The organism is uncultured Sphingomonas sp. (genome assembly GCF_937859915.1).
Lineage (GTDB): Bacteria > Pseudomonadota > Alphaproteobacteria > Sphingomonadales > Sphingomonadaceae > Solisphingomonas.
Window position 1 is genome coordinate 18,386 of the sequence record NZ_CALMAW010000005.1, and the last position, 18,553, is coordinate 36,938.

At 65.9% G+C, this 18,553-nt stretch carries 16 protein-coding genes and 1 tRNA gene; 11 read left to right on the forward strand and 6 right to left on the reverse strand.

The genetic code is table 11. The features are described from left to right. The first annotated feature begins 14 nt into the window (after window positions 1-14). Window positions 15-1,388 carry a deoxyribodipyrimidine photo-lyase gene (locus tag Q0326_RS00535; RefSeq protein ID WP_298685956.1) on the forward strand — a complete coding sequence of 458 codons (1,374 nt, stop codon included), beginning with the start codon at window positions 15-17 and terminating at the stop codon, window positions 1,386-1,388. 110 nt (window positions 1,389-1,498) lie between these two features. Here the strand turns inward: Q0326_RS00535 and Q0326_RS00540 are convergent, their stop codons facing one another. Next, a complete protein-coding gene (locus tag Q0326_RS00540; RefSeq protein ID WP_298685962.1) occupies window positions 1,499-2,209 on the reverse strand; it encodes an SDR family NAD(P)-dependent oxidoreductase in 711 nt (236 codons plus the stop codon). A gap of 120 nt (window positions 2,210-2,329) precedes the next feature. Continuing rightward, entirely contained in the window at window positions 2,330-3,787 is a 1,458-nt protein-coding gene (gene purF / locus Q0326_RS00545; protein ID WP_298685965.1) for an amidophosphoribosyltransferase, read from the reverse strand. Window positions 3,788-3,879: 92 nt separating this feature from the next. Here purF and hisI point away from each other — a divergent pair, with 92 nt between their 5' ends. Further along, a complete protein-coding gene (gene hisI, locus Q0326_RS00550; RefSeq protein ID WP_298685968.1) occupies window positions 3,880-4,239 on the forward strand; it encodes a phosphoribosyl-AMP cyclohydrolase in 360 nt (119 codons plus the stop codon). A gap of 354 nt (window positions 4,240-4,593) precedes the next feature. Then, a complete protein-coding gene (gene dcp / locus Q0326_RS00555; RefSeq protein ID WP_298685970.1) occupies window positions 4,594-6,723 on the forward strand; it encodes a peptidyl-dipeptidase Dcp in 2,130 nt (709 codons plus the stop codon). Between the two features lie 142 nt (window positions 6,724-6,865). Here the strand turns inward: dcp and Q0326_RS00560 are convergent, their stop codons facing one another. The 3 genes from Q0326_RS00560 to Q0326_RS00570 all read right to left on the reverse strand — a co-directional run bounded on the left by Q0326_RS00560 (window position 6,866) and on the right by Q0326_RS00570 (window position 9,934). Next, window positions 6,866-7,852 (reverse strand): diguanylate cyclase, encoded by a 987-nt coding sequence (locus tag Q0326_RS00560; RefSeq protein ID WP_298685973.1) that lies wholly within the window; start codon window positions 7,850-7,852, stop codon window positions 6,866-6,868. Window positions 7,853-7,974: 122 nt separating this feature from the next. Next, complete coding sequence (locus Q0326_RS00565) at window positions 7,975-9,360, reverse strand: DEAD/DEAH box helicase (protein ID WP_298685976.1); 1,386 nt, start codon at window positions 9,358-9,360, stop codon at window positions 7,975-7,977. Between the two features lie 103 nt (window positions 9,361-9,463). After that, window positions 9,464-9,934 carry a hypothetical protein gene (locus tag Q0326_RS00570; protein ID WP_298685980.1) on the reverse strand — a complete coding sequence of 157 codons (471 nt, stop codon included), beginning with the start codon at window positions 9,932-9,934 and terminating at the stop codon, window positions 9,464-9,466. 97 nt (window positions 9,935-10,031) lie between these two features. On the opposite strand from Q0326_RS00570, the gene Q0326_RS00575 reads away from it, so the two are divergent. Then, entirely contained in the window at window positions 10,032-11,501 is a 1,470-nt protein-coding gene (locus Q0326_RS00575; RefSeq protein ID WP_298685982.1) for an FAD-binding oxidoreductase, read from the forward strand. A 66-nt stretch (window positions 11,502-11,567) separates the two neighbouring features. Further along, window positions 11,568-12,341: a SapC family protein gene (locus Q0326_RS00580; protein ID WP_298685985.1), complete on the forward strand. Its 774-nt coding sequence runs from the start codon at window positions 11,568-11,570 to the stop codon at window positions 12,339-12,341. A 275-nt stretch (window positions 12,342-12,616) separates the two neighbouring features. Here the strand turns inward: Q0326_RS00580 and Q0326_RS00585 are convergent, their stop codons facing one another. Further along, entirely contained in the window at window positions 12,617-13,480 is an 864-nt protein-coding gene (locus Q0326_RS00585) for an N-formylglutamate amidohydrolase (protein ID WP_298685987.1), read from the reverse strand. Window positions 13,481-13,603: 123 nt separating this feature from the next. Here Q0326_RS00585 and cpdR point away from each other — a divergent pair, with 123 nt between their 5' ends. The 6 genes from cpdR to Q0326_RS00615 all read left to right on the forward strand — a co-directional run. Next, the gene (cpdR, locus tag Q0326_RS00590) at window positions 13,604-13,981 is read left to right on the forward strand and encodes a cell cycle two-component system response regulator CpdR (RefSeq protein WP_298685990.1); all 378 of its coding nucleotides are present in this window, start codon (window positions 13,604-13,606) and stop codon (window positions 13,979-13,981) included. Between the two features lie 59 nt (window positions 13,982-14,040). Next, a tRNA-Val gene (locus Q0326_RS00595) sits at window positions 14,041-14,115 on the forward strand. A 379-nt stretch (window positions 14,116-14,494) separates the two neighbouring features. Then, window positions 14,495-15,508, forward strand: a complete 1,014-nt coding sequence (locus Q0326_RS00600) for a site-specific integrase (protein ID WP_298685992.1) — start codon at window positions 14,495-14,497, stop codon at window positions 15,506-15,508. Window positions 15,509-16,824: 1,316 nt separating this feature from the next. After that, window positions 16,825-17,277: a MaoC family dehydratase gene (locus tag Q0326_RS00605; RefSeq protein WP_298685995.1), complete on the forward strand. Its 453-nt coding sequence runs from the start codon at window positions 16,825-16,827 to the stop codon at window positions 17,275-17,277. Window positions 17,278-17,435: 158 nt separating this feature from the next. Further along, a complete protein-coding gene (cysD, locus tag Q0326_RS00610; protein WP_298686000.1) occupies window positions 17,436-18,356 on the forward strand; it encodes a sulfate adenylyltransferase subunit CysD in 921 nt (306 codons plus the stop codon). Continuing rightward, a partial coding sequence (locus tag Q0326_RS00615) for a GTP-binding protein (protein ID WP_298685998.1) occupies window positions 18,356-18,553 on the forward strand: 198 nt, incomplete at its 3' end. The genes cysD and Q0326_RS00615, both read left to right, overlap by 1 nt.

The window sequence follows — 18,553 nt, forward strand, 5'->3', positions numbered from 1 at the left end:
GACGTAGGGGAGGGATGTCCACGCCCGTCATCCTCTGGTTCCGGCAGGATCTGCGTCTCGCCGACCAGCCCGCCCTCGTCGCCGCCTGCCACGACGGGCCGGTCATCCCCGTCTATGTGCTCGACGACGAGACGCCGGGCGACCACGCGATGGGCGGCGCGTCGCGCTGGTGGCTGCACCACAGCCTCGCCGCGCTGGACGCTAGCCTGCGCGACAAGGGGTCGCGGCTGATCCTGCGGTCCGGCAAGGCCGATGCGGTGCTTGCCAAGCTGGTCGAAGAGACGGGCGCGGCGCGCGTTCATGCCATCCGTCATTACGAACCCTGGTGGGTCGACGCGGAAACCCGGCTGACCGAGGCGGTCGAGCTGGCGCTGCACGACGGCAACCAGCTGGCGCCGCCGGGGTCGATCGTCACCGGTGCGGGCAAGCCGTTCAAGATTTACACGCCTTTCTGGCGCGCACTGTCGCACCACATGCCGCCCGACGCGCCGCTGCACGCGCCGCACGCGGTGCCGGGGCCGTCCCATTGGCCGAAGAGCGAGGCGCTGACCGCGTGGGAGTTGCTGCCGACCAAACCCGATTGGGCCACCGGCTTTTCGGACTGGGTCCCCGGCGAAGCGGGCGCACACGCTTCGCTCGACGCCTTTCGCAGCCATGCGGCGCGCTACGAGCAGACGCGCAATCTGCCCGCGGAGGACGGCACGTCGCGCTTCTCGCCGCATCTGCATTTCGGCGAGCTGTCACCGCGGCAGGTCTGGCACCGCGTCGCCGACGCCGGCGGATCGGTACGCACCTTCCTGAGCGAGGTCGCCTGGCGCGACTATGCGCAGAACATCATCGCGCAATATCCGGACGTTGGCCGCCGCAACACCCGAGACCAGTTCGACGACATGCCTTGGCGGACGGGACAGGCCGCGGACAAGGACCTGCGCGCCTGGCAGCAGGGTCGCACAGGCTATCCGATCGTCGACGCGGGGATGCGCCAGCTCTGGTCGATGGGCTGGATGCACAACCGGGTGCGGATGATCACCGCCAGCTTCCTGATCAAGCATCTCCTGCTCGACTGGCGCGCGGGCGAGCGCTGGTTCTGGGATTGCCTGGTCGACGCGGACTACGGCAACAACGGCGTCAACTGGCAGTGGACCGCGGGATCGGGCGTCGACTCGAACATGTTCTCACGGATCATGGCGCCGCTGGTGCAGAGCGAGAAGTTCGATGCCGCGGGGTACATCCGCCAGTGGGTCCCGGAGCTTGCCGATCTGTCCGACGAGGCGATCCACGATGCGGACGAGGCGGGATGCCGGCCGAACAGCTATCCCGAAAAGCTGATCGGCCACCGCGAGGCGCGCGAGCGCGCGCTGGCGGCCTATGCGAAGACGAAGGGGTAGCGCCTTATCGTTCCCCGGCGAAGGCCGGGGCCCAGGCCCGCAGCCTGTGGCGGGCGCGGCGCTCGACGAAAGACGTGGGGCCTGGACCCCGGCCTTCGCCGGGGAACGGGTTACCCCGCGATCCGCGTGCAAAATCCGGTCGCGAAATCGTCCACCACTAGCGTTGCGATCGCCTCGCCCACCAGGCCCGCCGACTTGAGCGTCGCCTGATCCTCGCCCGGAAATGCCGCCTTGCGCATCGGCGTGGCGGTGGCGCCCGGATCGACGATCGCGACGCGGATCGACGAGAGCTGTTCGACCTCGTCGGCATAGGCGAGCACCAGCGCCTCGAGCGCCGCCTTCGACGCGCCATAGGCACCCCAATAGGCGCGCGGCTTGGCGCCGACGCTCGAGGTCAGCGCGATCACCCGCGCGCGCGCCGAGCGGCGCAGCATCGCGTCGAAATTGGTGATCAGCGCCTGGTTGGCGAGCAGGTTGAGCGTGAGGATCTGGTTGAACTGCTTGCCGTCGATCGAGGGCACCGGCGCCAGGTCGCCGAGCATCGCGGCGTTCATCACCAATATGTCGAGCGCCTGCCAGCGCTGCCCGATCGCGGTGGCAAGGCGCGCGATCGAATCGCCTTCGGCCAGATCGAGCGGCGCGATGGTCGCGCTGCCGCCTGCGGCGTGGATACGGTCCTCGACCTCCTCCAGTCCGCCCGCGGTGCGCGCGGTCAGCACGACATGCGCTCCGTGTGCGGCAAGCGCCTCCGCCGTGGCGGCGCCGATGCCGCGCGAGGCGCCGGTGACCAGCGCGACGTGTCCGGAGAGGGGGAGGGTCATGCTACCGCCATTTCAAGAAACCCGTTCGCACTGAGCGAAGTCGAAGTGCGTGCTGAAAGCGCCACGCCTGCAACACATCCTTCGACGTCGCTCAGGACGAACGGAGGAGGAGTGCCGTGGTTACGCCGCCCGCTCGCCCAGCAGCGACAGCTGATCGCCCGGCGCCACATCCTCCTGGTCGGTCAGATGAGTCGGATAGTCGCCGGTGAAGCAGGCGTCGCAATGCTGCGGGCGCGCCTCGTCGCGACCCTCTTCGCCGAGCGCGCGATAGAGGCCGTCGATCGAGAGGAAGGCAAGGCTGTCGACCTTGATGTAATCCGCCATCTCGGCGACCGACATTTGCGCCGCGAGCAGTTTTGCGCGCTCGGGCGTGTCCACCCCGTAGAAGCACGAATGCCGCGTCGGCGGCGAGGCGATGCGCATATGCACCTCCTTGGCACCGGCATCGCGGACCATCTGCACGATCTTGAGGCTGGTGGTGCCCCGCACGATTGAGTCGTCGATCAGGATGATGCGCTTGCCCTCGAGCAGCGAGCGGTTGGCGTTGTGCTTGAGCTTGACGCCGAGGTGGCGGATGCCGTCGCCCGGCTGGATGAAGGTGCGCCCGACATAATGCGAGCGGATGATCCCGAGCTCGAACGGGATTCCCGAGGCCTGCGCATAGCCGATCGCCGCCGGCGTGCCCGAATCGGGGACGGGGACGACGATGTCCGCCTCGACCGGGTTCTCGCCGGCGAGCTCGGCGCCGATCTGCTTGCGCACCGCATAGACGCTGGTGCCGTCGACGATCGAATCGGGACGCGAGAAATAGACATGCTCGAAGATGCACGGGCGCGGCGCGATCGGCGCGAACGGGCGGTGCGAGCGGATGCCCTTTTCCGAGACGATCACGATCTCGCCAGGCTCGACCGTGCGGATGAAGCTTGCCCCCACCATGTCGAGCGCCACCGTCTCGGAGGCGAACACATAGGCGTCGCCGGCGCGGCCCATCACCAGCGGGCGGATGCCGAGCGGGTCGCGGCAGGCGATCATGCCCTCGGGGGTCAGGCAGACCAGGCTGTAGGCGCCCTCGATCTGCTTCAGCGCATCGATGAAGCGGTCGAGCAGCGTGCGGTAGGTCGAGGTTGCGACGAGATGGATGATCACCTCGGTGTCGCTGGTCGACTGGTAGATCGAGCCGCGGCGGACGAGATCGCGGCGCAGCTTCATGGCGTTGGAGATGTTGCCATTGTGCGCGACCGCGAAGCCGCCGCTGGCGAGCTCGGCATAGAGCGGCTGAACGTTGCGCAGCGCGGTGTCGCCGGTGGTGGCGTAGCGGACATGGCCGATCGCGACCTTGCCGGGCAGGCTGCGGATCACCTCGTCCCGGTCGAAATTGCCGGCGACATGCCCCATCGCGCGATGGGTGTGGAATTCGCGGCCGTCCCAGCTGGTGACGCCGGCGGCTTCCTGGCCGCGATGCTGGAGCGCATGCAGGCCGAGCGCGACGACGGCGGCGGCGGTATCGGCGCCCCATATGCCGAACACGCCGCATTCTTCACGCAGCTTATCGTCATCAAAGGGATGAGTCGTGAGCATCAAGGGGCGTCCGTCGCAGCTGTGGGGGCAGGCGGGCATATAGGGCGGGTTGCGCGACTTGTCGCCCCCTCGATCTCGGGGTAGCGGAAAGCATGACGAACGACCGAGAACAGGGTTCCACGCTCGATCCCCGCTACGATGCCAATGGCCTGGTGACCGCGGTTGCGACCCATGCCGGGACAGGCGAACTGCTGATGCTCGCGCATATGAACGCCGAGGCGCTGGCGACGACGATCGAGTCGGGCGAGGCCTGGTTCTGGTCGCGCTCGCGCGGGCGGCTGTGGAAGAAGGGCGAGAGCTCGGGCCATGTGCTCACCGTCCGCGAGATGCGGGTCGACTGCGACCAGGATGCGATCTGGCTGATCGTGGAGCCGGCGGGGCCGGCGTGTCACACCGGCGAGGCGAGCTGCTTCTACCGACGGGTCGAAGATGGGGCGCTGGTTCGCATTTAGGGCGGTTACCCAGCGCAGGCCGGGGCCCCAGGCCAGCGGCTCGTGGCAGGCGCGGCGGTCGATGCGGAAGGCGGGGCCTGGGCCCCGGCCTGCGCCGGGGAACGGTAGGCGCTTTGGGCCTGCGCTTCCGCCGCTGCTGCCGACGGATCGCGGATAGCAGGTTGGCGCGTCTCTGACCTTGTTCCCCGGCGCAGGCCGGGGCCCAGGCCCGCACTTCGTGGCAGGCGTGGTGATCGATCGGAGCGGCGGGGCCTGACTTCTGGCCGGCGCCGGGGACGAGCGCAACATGGACTTGCCTTGATCGCCGGCGCGCGCCACTCATGCGACCATAAGGACTAGATCCAAGGGGCCCCCATGAAGACCATCCTCCTCCGTTCCGCCGCCGTGCTGCTCGTCACCGGCGCGGCGTTCGCCGCGGCCGCGCAGGCGCCGACCGCCTCCGGCCCATTCGCGACGGCGGGCACGCTGCCCTTCCAGGCGCCCCGTTTCGACCAGATCAAGGACGGCGACTATCAGCCCGGCTTCGAGCAGGCGATGGCGATCCAGATGGCCGAAGTCCGGGCGATCGCCGACAATCCGGCGGCGCCGAGCTTCGACAACACGATCGTCGCGCTCGAGAAATCCGGGCGGATGCTGGACCGCGTCACGATGGCCTTCTTCGGCGTGGTCCAGGCCAACACCAACGACACGCTCGACAAGGTGCAGGCCGCGGAGGCGCCGCGGCTGTCGCAGCACCAGGATGCGATCAATCTCGATCCCAAGCTGTTCGCGCGCGTGCAGACGCTCTACGCCAAGCGCGCGAGCCTCAAGCTGACCCCCGAGCAGGCGCAGCTGCTCGAAGTCTATCACCAGCAGTTCGTCCACGCCGGCGCGGCGCTGTCGGCTGCCGACAAGGACAAGCTCAAGGCGCTCAACACGCAGCTGTCGACGCTGGAGACCGCGTTCCAGCAGAAGCTGCTCGCCGCCACCAAGGCCGGCGCGCTGATCGTCGACGACAAGGCCAAGCTCGCCGGGCTCGATGCCGGCGCGATCGGCGCCGCCGAGATGGCCGCCAAGGACCGCAAGCTCGACGGCAAGCTCGTTCTGCCGCTGCAGAATACGACTCAGCAGCCCGCGCTCGAATCGCTGACCGACCGCGCGACGCGCGAAGCGCTGTTCCATAACAGCTGGACGCGCGCCGAGAAGGGCGACGCCAACGACACCCGCGCGACGATCGTCCAGATCGCGCAGCTGCGCGCGCAGAAGGCGGCGCTGCTCGGCTATCCCAATTGGGCGGCCTATGTGCTCGAGGACCAGATGGCCAAGACGCCCGAGGCCGCGATCGCGTTCATGCAGAAGCTGGTCCCCGCCACCGCCGCCGAGCAGAAGCGCGAAGCCGCCGAGATCCAGTCGGTGATCGCCAAGGACGGGCAAAGCTTCACGCTCAAGCCGTGGGATTGGGAGCTCTATTCGGAGCAGGTCCGCAAGGCGAAATACGATCTCGACCAAGCGCAGGTGAAGCCCTATTTCGAGCTGCACACCGTGCTCGAGCAGGGCGTCTTCTACGCCGCCAACCAGCTCTACGGCCTCACCTTCAAGCGCCGCACCGACATTCCCGTCTACCAGCCCGACGTGATGACCTACACGGTCTACGACAAGGACGGCACCGAGCTCGGCCTGATGTATTTCGATTACTTCAAGCGCGACAACAAGTCGGGCGGGGCGTGGATGTCGAACTTCGTTGGCCAATCGAAGCTGCTCGGCACCAAGCCGGTGATCTACAATGTCGCCAACTTCTCCAAGCCCGCCGCGGGGCAGCCCGCGCTGATCAGCTCGGACGACGTCACCACGATGTTCCACGAGTTCGGGCATGCGCTGCACGGGCTGTTCGCCGATCAGGTCTATCCGACACTGTCGGGCACCAGCGTGGCGCGCGACTTCGTCGAGTTCCCGTCGCAGTTCAACGAGCATTGGGCGCTCGACCCCAAGGTGTTCGCGCACTACGCCAAACACTATCAGACCGGCGCTGCGATGCCGCAGCCGCTGGTCGATAAGATCAAGAAATCGGCCAAGTTCAATCAGGGCTATATTCTTGGCGAACTGGTCGAGGCGGCGACGCTCGACATGGACTGGCATTCGCTGCCAGCCTCGGCGCCCAAGCAGGACGTCGACCAGTTCGAGACCGCCGCGCTCGCCAAGATGGGGCTGGACATCGCCGACGTTCCGCCGCGCTACCGCACCAGCTATTTCGCGCATATCTGGGCGGGCGGCTATTCGGCGGGCTATTATGCCTATCTGTGGACGCAGATGCTCGAGCATGACAGCTATCACTGGTTCATGGATCATGGTGGGCTGACCCGCGCCAACGGTCAGCGCTTCCGCGACCTCATCCTGTCGCGCGGGCACACGCTCGATTACGGCCCAATGTTCAAGGCCTTCTACGGCAAGGATCCCGACATCGGCCCGATGCTCGAGGAGCATGGCCTGGCACCGGGCGCCAAATAGGCGCACTCTTCTTCTTTATCCCGGACCTTGTCCGCGATCGCTACGCGCAGCGCCCATTTAGCCGGGCACGGCGCGTAGCGATCACCCCCTTCGGGAATGACGGAAAAAGGGTGGGCGGCGCGCCGGTCCACCCACGGGTGCGTCAGGCGGCGGCCTTCCAACAGACGACGCGGTCGCGGCCGTCGGCCTTGGCGTCGTAGAGCGCGGCATCCGCGCGATCGATCAGGTTCTGGGCGGTGTCGTCGGCGAGCAGCCCGGTCACCCCCAGCGACATCGTCACGCGACCGATCTCGCGGCCCGACTGCCGCGTCCGCACCGTGCGCGTGCCGAGATGGACGCGGAAGCGCTCGGCGAACGCGGTCGCCTCCTCGGCGCCGTGCAGCGGCATGACGATGACGAACTCCTCGCCGCCCCAGCGCGCGACGAAGCCACGTCCGTGGAAGAAGCTCTCGAGACTGGCGCTGACCAAGCGCAGCACCTCGTCGCCGATCCGATGGCCGTAATTGTCGTTGAACTTCTTGAAGTGATCGATGTCGAGGAAGATCAGGCTGAGCGGATGGCGATCGGCGATCGCGCGCTCGATCTGCGCGTCGAGATAATCGCAGCAGGCCTTGCGGTTGGCGATCCCGGTCAGCGCGTCCGAGCGGGCGTCGACGCGGGCGATTTCGAGATCGGTCTTGAGCAGTTCGATCTCGCGCGACGAGGCGGAAAGCTCGCTTTGCAACTGCTCGGTGGTGGCGAGCATGGCATTGGTCGCCGCGATCATCTCGGCGAGCATCGTCGAGGCATTGAGATCCGAACGGCTTGCATCGAGCCGCTCCTGATAGTCGCGGGTACCGGCGTCCTGCCGCTCGATATAGTCGTTCATCCGCGCGAGTTGCGCCTCGGTGTCCTCGAGCACGCGCCCCACGCCGACGCGCCCGGTGCCGTACAGCTCTCGGCGGATCGTGCCGAGCGTACGGTTGGTCACCGCGCCTTTGGTGCGGGCGACGTCCAGCGCTGCGACCAACTGCGGGTCGGCGCCGGTCACGTAGCGATAGAGGAATTCGTAATTGGACGGGGTGGGCGCGATCCCGCCCTCCGTCAGCAGCGTACGGATATGATCGAAGATGGCGTTCGTGTCGGTCACGAGTCCGTTGCCCGCCTCCCTGCGCCGCGCCCTGCCCCTCGGCAGGCCGTCACGCGCAGGTCTGCTTTATGTCAGCTCGGTAAAGAAAGCGCGAACAGGCGTAACAAATCCACCAGCGCGGATCATTCGGCGATGCGGGCTGCCAGGAATGCGGGAACCGGGCCATTCCAGGACGCGTCGGCATCTGCCGCGATCGGCTCCGCGACCTCGACCGGTGCCGATGCGAAAGCGGGACGCGCGACAGGCGCGTCGCGGCGATCACGCGGTGCCGCCGCACGCTCGGGCTTGGCGCGTTCGGGGCGCGCGCGCTCGGGGCCGCGACGACGCGCGCCGCGGGGCTCGTCCGCCGGCTTCGGCTCGGGCGCAGCCGCGATATCGGCGACGAGGTCGGCCTTCGGTGCCCCCACGCGCGGGATCGTCTGCTTGGTCAGCTTCTCGATATTGGCGATGTTCTCGGCGTCGTCGTCGGTGACGAGCGTGAACGCCTTGCCGGTCGCGCCCGCACGGCCGGTACGGCCGATGCGGTGGACATAATCGTCGGGATGCCAGGGCGCGTCATAGTTGATGACGTGGCTGACGCCCTTGATGTCGAGCCCGCGCGCCGCGACGTCCGAGGCGACGAGGATGTTGATGTCGCCCGACTTGAACCGCTCGAGCTCGCGGATGCGCGAGCTCTGGTCCATGTCGCCATGGATTTCGCTGGCGCGCAGGCCGTCCTTCTGGAGCGACTGGGCGAGCTCGCGCACCGTCGTCTTGCGGTTGGCGAAGATGATCGCGGTGCGGACGTCGTCGGCCTTGAGCAGGTCGCGCAGCGTGGCGCGCTTGCCGCGCGACGTCGTCGCGACCAGCGCCTGCTCGATCAGCAGGCTGGTCGATCCGGTGCGCTCGACTTCGATCTGCTTGGGGTTGGTCAGGAAGCGATCGGCGAGCTTCTTGATCGGCGGCGGCATCGTCGCCGAGAATAGCAAGGTCTGCCGGGTCGCCGGCAGCTTGGTGCAGATCTCCTCGATATCGGGCATGAACCCCATGTCGAGCATCCGATCCGCCTCGTCGATGACGAGCAGCGAGCAGCCGGTCAGCAGGATCTTGCCGCGACCGAACAGGTCCATCAGCCGGCCCGGCGTCGCGATCAGCACGTCGACGCCCTTTTCGAGCGCCGCGACCTGCTCGCCCATGTTCACGCCGCCGATCAGCAACGCCATGGTAAGCTTATGATATTTGCCGTATTTCTCAAAATTCTCGGCAACCTGGGCGGCGAGTTCGCGGGTCGGTTCAAGGATCAGCGAGCGCGGCATCCTAGCGCGCGACCGGCCATGTGCCAGAATGTCGATCATCGGCAGCACGAAGCTCGCGGTCTTGCCGGTGCCGGTCTGCGCGATCGCGATCAGGTCGCGGTTCATGAGGACGGGGGTGATCGCCGCGGCCTGCACCGCGGTCGGCTCGCTATAGCCGGCGTCGGTGATCGCGCGGAGCAATTCGTCGGAGAGGCCGAGATCGGCGAAGCTCATGCACACATCCGGAAACGGCCGCCCGCGAACCGCCGGCAGCAACGCCCGCTGCCCTGTGCGGAAGGGCCGCGAATGTCAAGGCCGACGGGCGTTTCGGCGTCGATCAATGCGGGGCAGGGGCGGGGGTCGACAGCGGCGTGAGGGTGCGGAAGCGATCGACGCCACAGTCGCCGCCGGATCGCGTGTGGATCGAGTCGCGGTCCGCGCAGATTTTTCCGTCGGGCGGCGGGACGACGTAGAAGCCCGAATAATAATCTAGCGCGGGGCATTGCTCCTCAAGCTTTGCCCTTACCCTCCGCCCGCCCTTGAGGGTGAAGTCGACGCTGTCGGGCGCGCTGATCGCGGCGCCCCCGATCGCGGCGGCGTCGATGCAGCGTGGGCCCTTATGCTCCTTGTACTGCGTGCCCGGGGCGGGCGGGGGCGGCGCCGAGCGCCGCCAGCCGGGCACGCGGATCACGAACGATCGGGTGATGGTAAGCTGCGCGATCGTCACGCGATCGGCCTGCGCTGCCGAGGCGGTCAGCATCGACAGCGCGAGGACCATCGCCGGCAGAAGGGCTGTGCGGATCACCATATCCGTTCGTAGGCAGACGAGCGCGCTTGAACAGGCGATGAATTGTCGGTCGGGCACGGCACTGTCCCATCGGGCGACAGGGCGCTAGATGTCCGGCATGGCCTATCCCGCTCCCTCCGCCGCGTTGCTCGCCACCTTGCGCGATCGTCTTGGACCGGCAGGCTTTTCGACCGACCCGGCGGACCTCGCGCCGTGGCTGACCGACTGGCGGCGACGGCTGACCGGGTCGGCGGCCGCGCTCGTTTCACCGGCCAATTTGGAGGAAGCAGCGTTCGTCGTTGCGGCGGCGGCAACAGACGGCGTCGCGCTTGTGCCCCAGGGCGGCAACAGCTCGATGGTCGCCGGCGCGACGCCGGCCGGCATCGGTTCCGACAGCGATCCGCGCGCGCTGCTCGTCTCGATGCGGCGGATGCGGACGATCCGGCGCGTCTCCGCAGACGACAATGCGGTTGTCGCGGAAGCCGGCGTGGTGCTCGCCGACCTGCACGCTGCCGTCGAGGCGGTCGATCGGCGCTTCCCGCTGTCGCTCGCCGCCAAGGGCAATGCGACGGTCGGAGGACTGGTCTCGACCAATGCGGGCGGCACCCAGGTGCTGCGTTTCGGGCCGATGCGCGCGCTGGTTCTGGGCATCGAGGCGGTGCTGCCCGACGGATCGCTGCTCCAAGGCCTCGCGCCGCTGCGCAAGGACAATCGCGGCTACGACCTCAAGCAGCTGCTGATCGGCGGCGAGGGGACGCTCGGGCTGGTCACCGCCGCGACGCTGCGGCTGGTTCCCGCGATCGGCGCGCGCACCGTCGCCTGGATCGGGCTGCACACGGCAGAGGACGCGCTCGGCCTGCTGCGGATGCTCGAGGACCGACTGGGCGAAGCGGTCGAGTCATTCGAGCTGGTCCCGGCCGAGGGCCTCGCGCTGGTGCTCCGCCACATCCCTGACACGCGCACACCGCTCGCCGCGGCATGGCCGTGGAACGTCCTGGTCGAGGCGGTGTCGTCACCGGGCGCCGAACCGATCGCGGCCCGCATCGAGGCGGCGCTGGCGGAGGCGATCGAGCACGGCCTGGTGGGCGACGCCACGATCGCGGCGAGCGAAGCTCAGGCCGACGCGCTATGGAAGCTACGCGAAAGCCTTTCCGAGGCCGAGGCGCGCGACGGCGTCGCCGCCAAGCACGACGTCGCCGTCCCCGTCGCCGACATGCCGGGGTTCATGGCGCGTGCCGCCACCGCGGTGGTCGAACGCTTTCCCGGCGCGCGGCCGATCGCGTTCGGGCATCTCGGCGACGGCAATGTCCACTTCAACATACGGTCGCCGGCGGGCGGCGACGACAAGGCGTGGTTTGCCGCCAATGCCGCCGCGGTCTCGCGCTTCGTCCACGCCCTCGTCACCGAAGCGGGCGGATCGATGTCGGCCGAACATGGTATCGGCCGGCTCAAGCGCGCCGACTTCGTCGCGCTGGCCGATCCGGCCCGTCTCGCCGCGATGATGGCGATCAAGCGCGCGCTCGATCCGCGCGGGATCATGAATCCGGGCGCGCTGCTGCCGCTTGCGGAAGCCGCGCCGCCGCCATAGACGGCGCAGCTTGAGCCACGTGGCGGCACCGCTGCCTTGAAAATGACCATCGCGGGAGAATGAATCATGGCGAGCGCACCCCAGGGCCTGCCGCTGCTGTACAACGACCTGACGCCGATCTCGAGCCAGGCCCATGGCGACTGGAAGCTGCGCGCGATCCAGGGCGCGCATTTCCTCAAGAATGTCCATGCGGTGCCGCTGCTCGCCGAAGAGTTCATCTCGGCGAGCCGCTTCTATCCGATCGTCTTCTCGCTCGGCGCCGATCCGGTGCCACTGGCGCTGATGGGGCTCAACGAGGGCGTCAACACCTTCGTCGACGAGCGCGGCATGTTTCCCGACGACTATTATGTCCCGGCCTATGTCCGCCGCTATCCGTTCCTGCTCGCCAAGCTCACCCCCGATGCCGACGAGTTGTCGCTCTGCATCGATCCGACCGCCGAGGCGATCGGCGCGGGTGGCGAGGGCGAGCCGCTGTTCGACAATGGCGCGCCCAGCGAACGCACCCGGCAGATCCTCGGCTTTTGCGAGCAGATGGAGCAGGCGAGCGGCGTCACCGCGGCCTTCTTCCGCGACATAGCGGAACAGAAGCTGCTCATCGACGGCGAGTTCAGCGCACAGCCCGACGGCGCGCCGCAGCCCTATATCTATCGCGGTTTCCAGATCGTCTCGGAGGAGGCGCTCAAGAATCTGCGCGGCGACGTTGCCCGCAAATGGGTGCAGAGCGGGCTGCTGCCGCTGATCTATGCGCATCTCTTTTCGCTGCAGCGGATGACCGACGTGTTCGGTCGCCAGATCGTGCAGGGCAAGATGCCTGCGCCGGAGCTGCCGATCCTGAGCTGAGGCGACGGCCGTTCGAACCGGGAAAGACGACCATCGACGCGGCATGGTCGCCTTTCGGCCGTGGCATGTCGGCGAGATAGCAAGCTGTTTATCGGCGATTTCGTTATTTTCCCGGCGCGTGGCCTTTTTGCATCAAATCGCTTGAAATCGATCTGCGGGCGCCTATCTGGGTCCTGCGCGCTCACGTCCCCCCCTTCGTGACCGCGCGTGACGTGCCTTTGGCGCGTCCCTCCCTGAACCTCGGCCGCTCCGCGCTTATGCGCGGGGCGGTTTTTTTATTCGGCAGCGATGGCCTGAGCGTCGGTTTCGGCGATCAGCGCCGCGGCGATCGCGGCGATCAGACGTCTGGCGACCGCCAGGCCCGGGCCCGGTGCCCGGTGCGCGGCATCGAGATAGAGCGCACGGTCGAGTTCGATCTGCAGCGCGTGACGCCCCGCTTCGGGGCGGCCGTGCCGGTCGAGCGTATGCCCGCCCGCATAAGGGTGGTTGCGGGCGACGCCGACCCCGGCTCGGCGGACCGTCTGGATCACGGCGGCGACATATCGCGCGTCCGAACTGCGGCCGTGCTGGTCGCCGATCACGACGCGCGGGCGCGGGCCTGGTCCGCCGATCGAGGGCATCGAATGGCAGTCGATCAGCACCGCGACGCCATGCCGCGCGACCGCCGCATCCAGTGCGGCGGCGACCGCGTCGTGATAGGGCCGATAGGCGAGCGCAAGCCGCGTCTCGATCTCGGTGAAAGTCAGCGGCCGGCGCCACACCGCGCCGCCCGCCGCGATCCGGCTCGGCAGCACGCCGAGCCCACCGCTCACCTTGGCGGTGGCGATCAGCGCGCCGGCGGGCGGCCGCTCGGCGAGGATCGTCGGATCGATTTCGCGCTCGTCGCGGTTGAGGTCGACATAGGCGCGCGCCATCCGCGCCACGATCGCGACCGCGCCGTCGCGCACCGCGTCGGCGACGAGCAGGTCGGCATGGCGATCCTCGATCGTTTCCAGCGCTGCCCTCGGCAGCCTCGCGGCGGCGAGCATGTCGTCGGGATAAAGCTGCCCGGCGTGCGGCACCGCGATCACCAGCGGCGTCCGTGCGTCGACCTGTCCCAACCTGGAATAGGCGAGCGGTTCCGGGGGCTTCGTCGCCATGCTATTCTGCTAGGCATTCGAAGCGCGCCGGGCAATGGGGCTGGGCGCTTGCCGAATCTTAAGGTTCGGTGGGCGATGCGTTTTCGATAGCGCTCACGCGCCGGCGGGAAAGACCAGTTTACAATGATAAGAATCCTGCTCGCCGAGGACGATAACTCGATGCGCGAATATCTGGCGCGTGCGCTCGAGCGCGTCGGCTATTCGGTCGAGGCGGTCGATTGCGGGACGGCGGCGCTGCCGCTGCTCGAGGCCGAGCGATTCGATCTGCTGCTGACCGACATCGTGATGCCCGAGATGGACGGCATCGAACTGGCGCAGCGCGCCGCCAAGATCGCGCCGGATATGCGCGTGATGTTCATCACCGGCTTCGCCGCGGTCGCCCTGCGCAGCGGCATCATGCACCCCAACGCCAAAGTGCTGTCCAAGCCCTTCCACCTGCGCGATCTGGTGCTCGAGGTCGATCGGTTGTTCAAGGTGGGGACGATGGCGGGCGAGCCCTAAAAAAAGCCGTCTGCTGCCGCTTGCCATCCGCGGGCCGCATGGTTAGACGCACCCCCCACGGGCGTGTAGCTCAGTGGTAGAGCACTGTGTTGACATCGCAGGGGTCGCAAGTTCAATCCTTGCCACGCCCACCAGATTAACCCTCGGAAAACATTGTGTTTTCCGAGGGTTTTTCATGTCCGTTGCGCCATGGGTGTCGTGCCTCGATCCGCCAAAATCAGCCCGGTTCCGCCCAAATTCGACCCCGTCTGTGGGCATCTCGTGGGCACGTGGTAGCCGCGCCCGATTTCACACCGCGGTCGTACGATTTGGGCGAAGGTCGTTTTCCGGTAGACTGTCGCCGCCGACGGGTCCGGCGCGGGCGTGATGGCGCCCCCGATCTTACGAGCGAACTGCGGTCTTATCGCGGGCTTCTAATGGCAATCGGAGTAGGCTTCGCTTGTCTTCGGCATCGCGTCGAGCCGCTCCGCAGAATGCGGAATGAACAAAATGCTTACAATGCGACGCCGAGGTATGGCACAGAACTGGTACATTCGGGGCAAGGTCTCCTACGGCGATAAGGCCGTCAATATCCCCGAGTTTTGCTCCGGAACATCAGACCAGGCGACCGCCTCCCATCTCATGGCGACCCGTGAGCGTGAGGTTCGCGAAGCGATCATTTTCGGTCCGCGGGCCGTGACGAGGCGCGGGACCATAGCCGATGCATTTGAGGCGTATTTAACGAAACCGAAGGCGCCGAACTCGACGGACGTGGTCCGGGTCGGCGTGATGAACGAGAGGATCGGGCAGGTGGCCCTTTCCGATCCCAAGGCGGCTTGGCACGCCTTTCGTGAGGACTATCTGATTGGCCATGCGCCGGCCGGGCAGGATCGCTATCGTTCGCTGCTGCAGGCGGCGATCAATGTCTACAACGAGCGGTACGACCTGCCGCCGTTCAAGCTGAAGGCGATCCCCTTCGACAACCAGCGTATCCGCTTCCTGAGCCATGCCGATCGCGACCGCCTGATCGCCAGCTACTCGAAGCACGTCCAGCCGATCGCGACAATGTTCGCCTTCCAGGGACCGAGGACGCAGGAGGCGCTGCAACTTATATGGGGGGCAGGTGGCGTCGACATGGAACGGGGCACGATCTTCTTCTCGCGCACCAAGACCGGCAATCCGCGCACGGTTGAACTACATCCCCGTGTCGATGCGGTTCTTCGCCCGATGTGGATTGAGCGTGGCAAGCCCAGCGAGGGTCATGTCTTCCTCAACCGACGAGGCGAGCCCTACACCGATACCCGCGACCTCAAGGTCCAGGGCGGCAATCCGCTTCAGACCGCGCATGAGAATGCCTGCACTCGCGCTGGCATATCGAACTTCACCGTCCATGACTGGCGTCATCATTGGGCGAGCCACTGCGTGATGGCCGGCATCGATCTCATCACTATTATGCGGCTTGGCGGCTGGAAGTCGCTCCGGATGGTCCAGCGCTACGCCTCCGTCGATACCAACCACATGAAAGAAGCCGTCCTAAAACTCCAGTGAAGTCAATTCGACACCGACGGGTCGAATTCCACCCTGTCCGCCAGAGACATCTTAAGTTGAGCTGGATAAGGGGCGATCCGTCGATCCGTGTCATGCACGGGCGAAGCCTAGATCCGATCGCCAAGAAGACCAATGCCGACATGATAAATCTTGACCGTCGTCCTCGGACGTGATCGGAACTCCGCCTCTGAGTGATGCAACGACCTGCGATGTTTGACAAAAGGCGGGTTATGGTTGGGTCCCGATCGGCGCCGATTGAGAGCTACGGCCCGTATTCGCTTCGAAGCAAACCTCGTAAATCGGACGAGTTCCGTCGGGGTCCTACTTTCAGAGCCGATTCAAAGTTCTCACGTCCGCGCAGGTTCCGCAGCGCATGCCGCGACGGTCGAGGACGTGGGCGACGCTTCGTTCGACCATCTCGCAACGTTTGCGCTTAGCCCAGCGTCCGACGGCCGATTCCCGGCACGACCCGCTGGCGCACACCGCCTCCTGCGCCGCCTCGTCGCCACGCCAATGCAAGACCTATTGGCTGGCTTGGATTGTGATATGCAAGTCTTTCACGCGTCGCCAATCAAAACTCCTGAGGAAACCGCGCAAATCGTAGCTTTTATCGGTCTCAAGGTCGCACGGGCCACGGATCTTTCGATGTCTGCGCTTTGCCGATCCCGGAGAGGTTCTGTGCAGGGGCGTTCAGCGTCGGATCAAGCGTGTTCGTATCGCCTTGGTCAGCCGGTGAATTGGTGCCGCGTCGATCACGCCGGTGTCGAGATCGACCGCATGCTCGGGCTTGTCGGCCAACCTGGCTGATCCATTCTTGATCCGGGCAACCTTGGCATCCAGATCAGTCGCGCTCTCCCAATTGTGTTCGACAGCTTCTTACCTTTGCGCCTGCGATAAAGTCGGACGAGTCCGTCGGCGGTCAGGGTCGTAATGCCGCCAAGTAGCAGCCGATACGGTCGTGGCGCAATTGGCACGATTGCCTGAGGTCGTCGTACCCTGAGGGCAGGGCGATCTTGCCCGCTGAGGTACCGGTTGCCCTCCAGCCAGTTCTCGTGGGTCTCGAGGAAGAGTCACCGTATCAGGGTAAATAGCCCTCTTCGTAAGGGGAGATGCGCAGGACGCTGTTTCTTTTGCGTGATCTCCTCGTCGGAGCGCTCGAGCAGGATGAGTGATTCCGCATGTTTGTGATGGCGCCGAAATTATGCGTGATGAGCTTTTGCGTTTGATCGCACACTGAAGCATCCGGTGGCGAACCCTCGGTCGTCGCGCCGCGGGCGCTTATAATCATCGCTTTGCGGCTACATTAGGAATGACGCATGACGGGACGGCATTTTGACGAATGGCAAATGGGCGACCACATCGCACATGAGATACGCCGCACGGTGACTGAGACGGACAATTTGCTCTTTTCTGTGATGACCCATAACCCCCAACCGCTGCACATAGATCTTGAAGCAGCCAAGGCGTCTGAGTTCGGGCAAATCCTCGTCAACGGGACTTTTACGTTCGCCCTGATGATCGGGCTGACCGTTTCCGACACGACGATTGGCACGTTGATCGCAAATCTCGGCTACGACAAGCTCGTGATGCCCAAGCCGGTGTTTATCGGCGATACCATGCGCGCATCGACCGAGGTCATCGAATTGCGAGAATCCCGGTCCCGACCTACCGCCGGTATAGTTACCTTCATGCATGAGCTGACAAATCAACGCGACGAGGTGGTTTGCCACTGCCTGCGTTCGACACTGCTCAAACGGCGCGAAAGCTAAGCTACAGAAGCGATCGAGCCTTGTGTCGCTTCGATGCCAACACCGGTGCGTGGCGTAACAAACTGCACTGGACTTAGCTTAGCTTGGGACGTGCAGAGCATGTCTGGCTTGCGCGACAGCGCCCTAACGTCGATGTCCCGCCGACCCTGACGAACGGAATTGCAGTGACCACGAGGCTGACCCATCTCGCGCGGCTCGAAGCCGAAAGCATCCATATTCTGCGCGAGGTCGTGGCCGAGGCCGAGCGGCCTGGAATGCTCTATTCGGTCGGCAAAGACAGCGCGGTTATGCTGCATCTCGCCCGCAAGGCCTTCTACCCCTCACCGCCGCCTTTCCCGCTGCTACACGTCGACACGACCTGGAAGTTCAAGGCGATGTACGAGTTGCGCGACAAAGCCGCCAAGGATGCGGGCATGGAGCTGCTGGTGTACCAGAACCCCGAGGCGATCGAGCGCGGGATCAACCCGTTCGACCATGGCCCGCTTCACACCGACATGTGGAAGACCGAGGGACTCAAGCAGGCGCTCGACCATTATGGCTTCGACGCGGCCTTCGGCGGCGCGCGCCGCGACGAGGAGAAGAGCCGCGCCAAGGAGCGCATCTTCTCGTTCCGCTCGGGCTCGCACCGCTGGGATCCCAAGGCTCAGCGCCCCGAGATCTGGAACCTCTACAATGCGCGCAAGTCCAAGGGCGAGAGCATCCGTGTGTTTCCGATCTCGAACTGGACCGAACTCGACATCTGGCAATATATCCATCTCGAGAATATCGAGATCGTGCCGCTCTATTTCTCGGCCCCGCGCCCGACCTACGTGCAGGACGGCCAGCTGTTCATGGCCGACGACGTCGAGCGGATGGAGAAGGTGCTCGGCAGGCCGCCCGAGATCAAGACGCGCTCGATCCGCTTCCGCACGCTCGGCTGCTTCCCGCTGACCGGCGCGGTCGAGAGCGAGGCGAAGACGCTGCCCGAGGTGATCCGGGAGATGCTGCTCACCACCACGAGCGAACGGCAGGGCCGCGTGATCGACAAGGACGGCGGCGACGCGTCGATGGAGAAGAAGAAGCAGGAGGGGTATTTCTGATGTCCGAGACCTCCTTACAAGACAACGTCTACCGGACGGAGGCGCTGATCGCCGAGGACATCGATGCCTATCTCGTCCAGCATCAGAATAAGTCGCTGCTGCGCTTCATCACCTGCGGCTCTGTGGACGACGGGAAGTCGACGCTGATCGGCCGGCTGCTCTACGATTCGAAGATGATCTTCGAGGATCAGCTCGCC

Coding starts and splice junctions, on each gene's coding strand:
- Q0326_RS00535 (WP_298685956.1), top strand. CDS start 15: ATGTCCACGCCCGTCATCCTCTGGTTCCGGCAGGATCTGCGTCTCGCC.
- Q0326_RS00540 (WP_298685962.1), bottom strand. CDS start 2,209: ATGACCCTCCCCCTCTCCGGACACGTCGCGCTGGTCACCGGCGCCTCG.
- purF (WP_298685965.1), bottom strand. CDS start 3,787: ATGCTCACGACTCATCCCTTTGATGACGATAAGCTGCGTGAAGAATGC.
- hisI (WP_298685968.1), top strand. CDS start 3,880: ATGACGAACGACCGAGAACAGGGTTCCACGCTCGATCCCCGCTACGAT.
- dcp (WP_298685970.1), top strand. CDS start 4,594: ATGAAGACCATCCTCCTCCGTTCCGCCGCCGTGCTGCTCGTCACCGGC.
- Q0326_RS00565 (WP_298685976.1), bottom strand. CDS start 9,360: ATGAGCTTCGCCGATCTCGGCCTCTCCGACGAATTGCTCCGCGCGATC.
- Q0326_RS00570 (WP_298685980.1), bottom strand. CDS start 9,934: ATGGTGATCCGCACAGCCCTTCTGCCGGCGATGGTCCTCGCGCTGTCG.
- Q0326_RS00575 (WP_298685982.1), top strand. CDS start 10,032: ATGGCCTATCCCGCTCCCTCCGCCGCGTTGCTCGCCACCTTGCGCGAT.
- Q0326_RS00580 (WP_298685985.1), top strand. CDS start 11,568: ATGGCGAGCGCACCCCAGGGCCTGCCGCTGCTGTACAACGACCTGACG.
- Q0326_RS00585 (WP_298685987.1), bottom strand. CDS start 13,480: ATGGCGACGAAGCCCCCGGAACCGCTCGCCTATTCCAGGTTGGGACAG.
- cpdR (WP_298685990.1), top strand. CDS start 13,604: ATGATAAGAATCCTGCTCGCCGAGGACGATAACTCGATGCGCGAATAT.
- Q0326_RS00600 (WP_298685992.1), top strand. CDS start 14,495: ATGGCACAGAACTGGTACATTCGGGGCAAGGTCTCCTACGGCGATAAG.
- Q0326_RS00605 (WP_298685995.1), top strand. CDS start 16,825: ATGACGGGACGGCATTTTGACGAATGGCAAATGGGCGACCACATCGCA.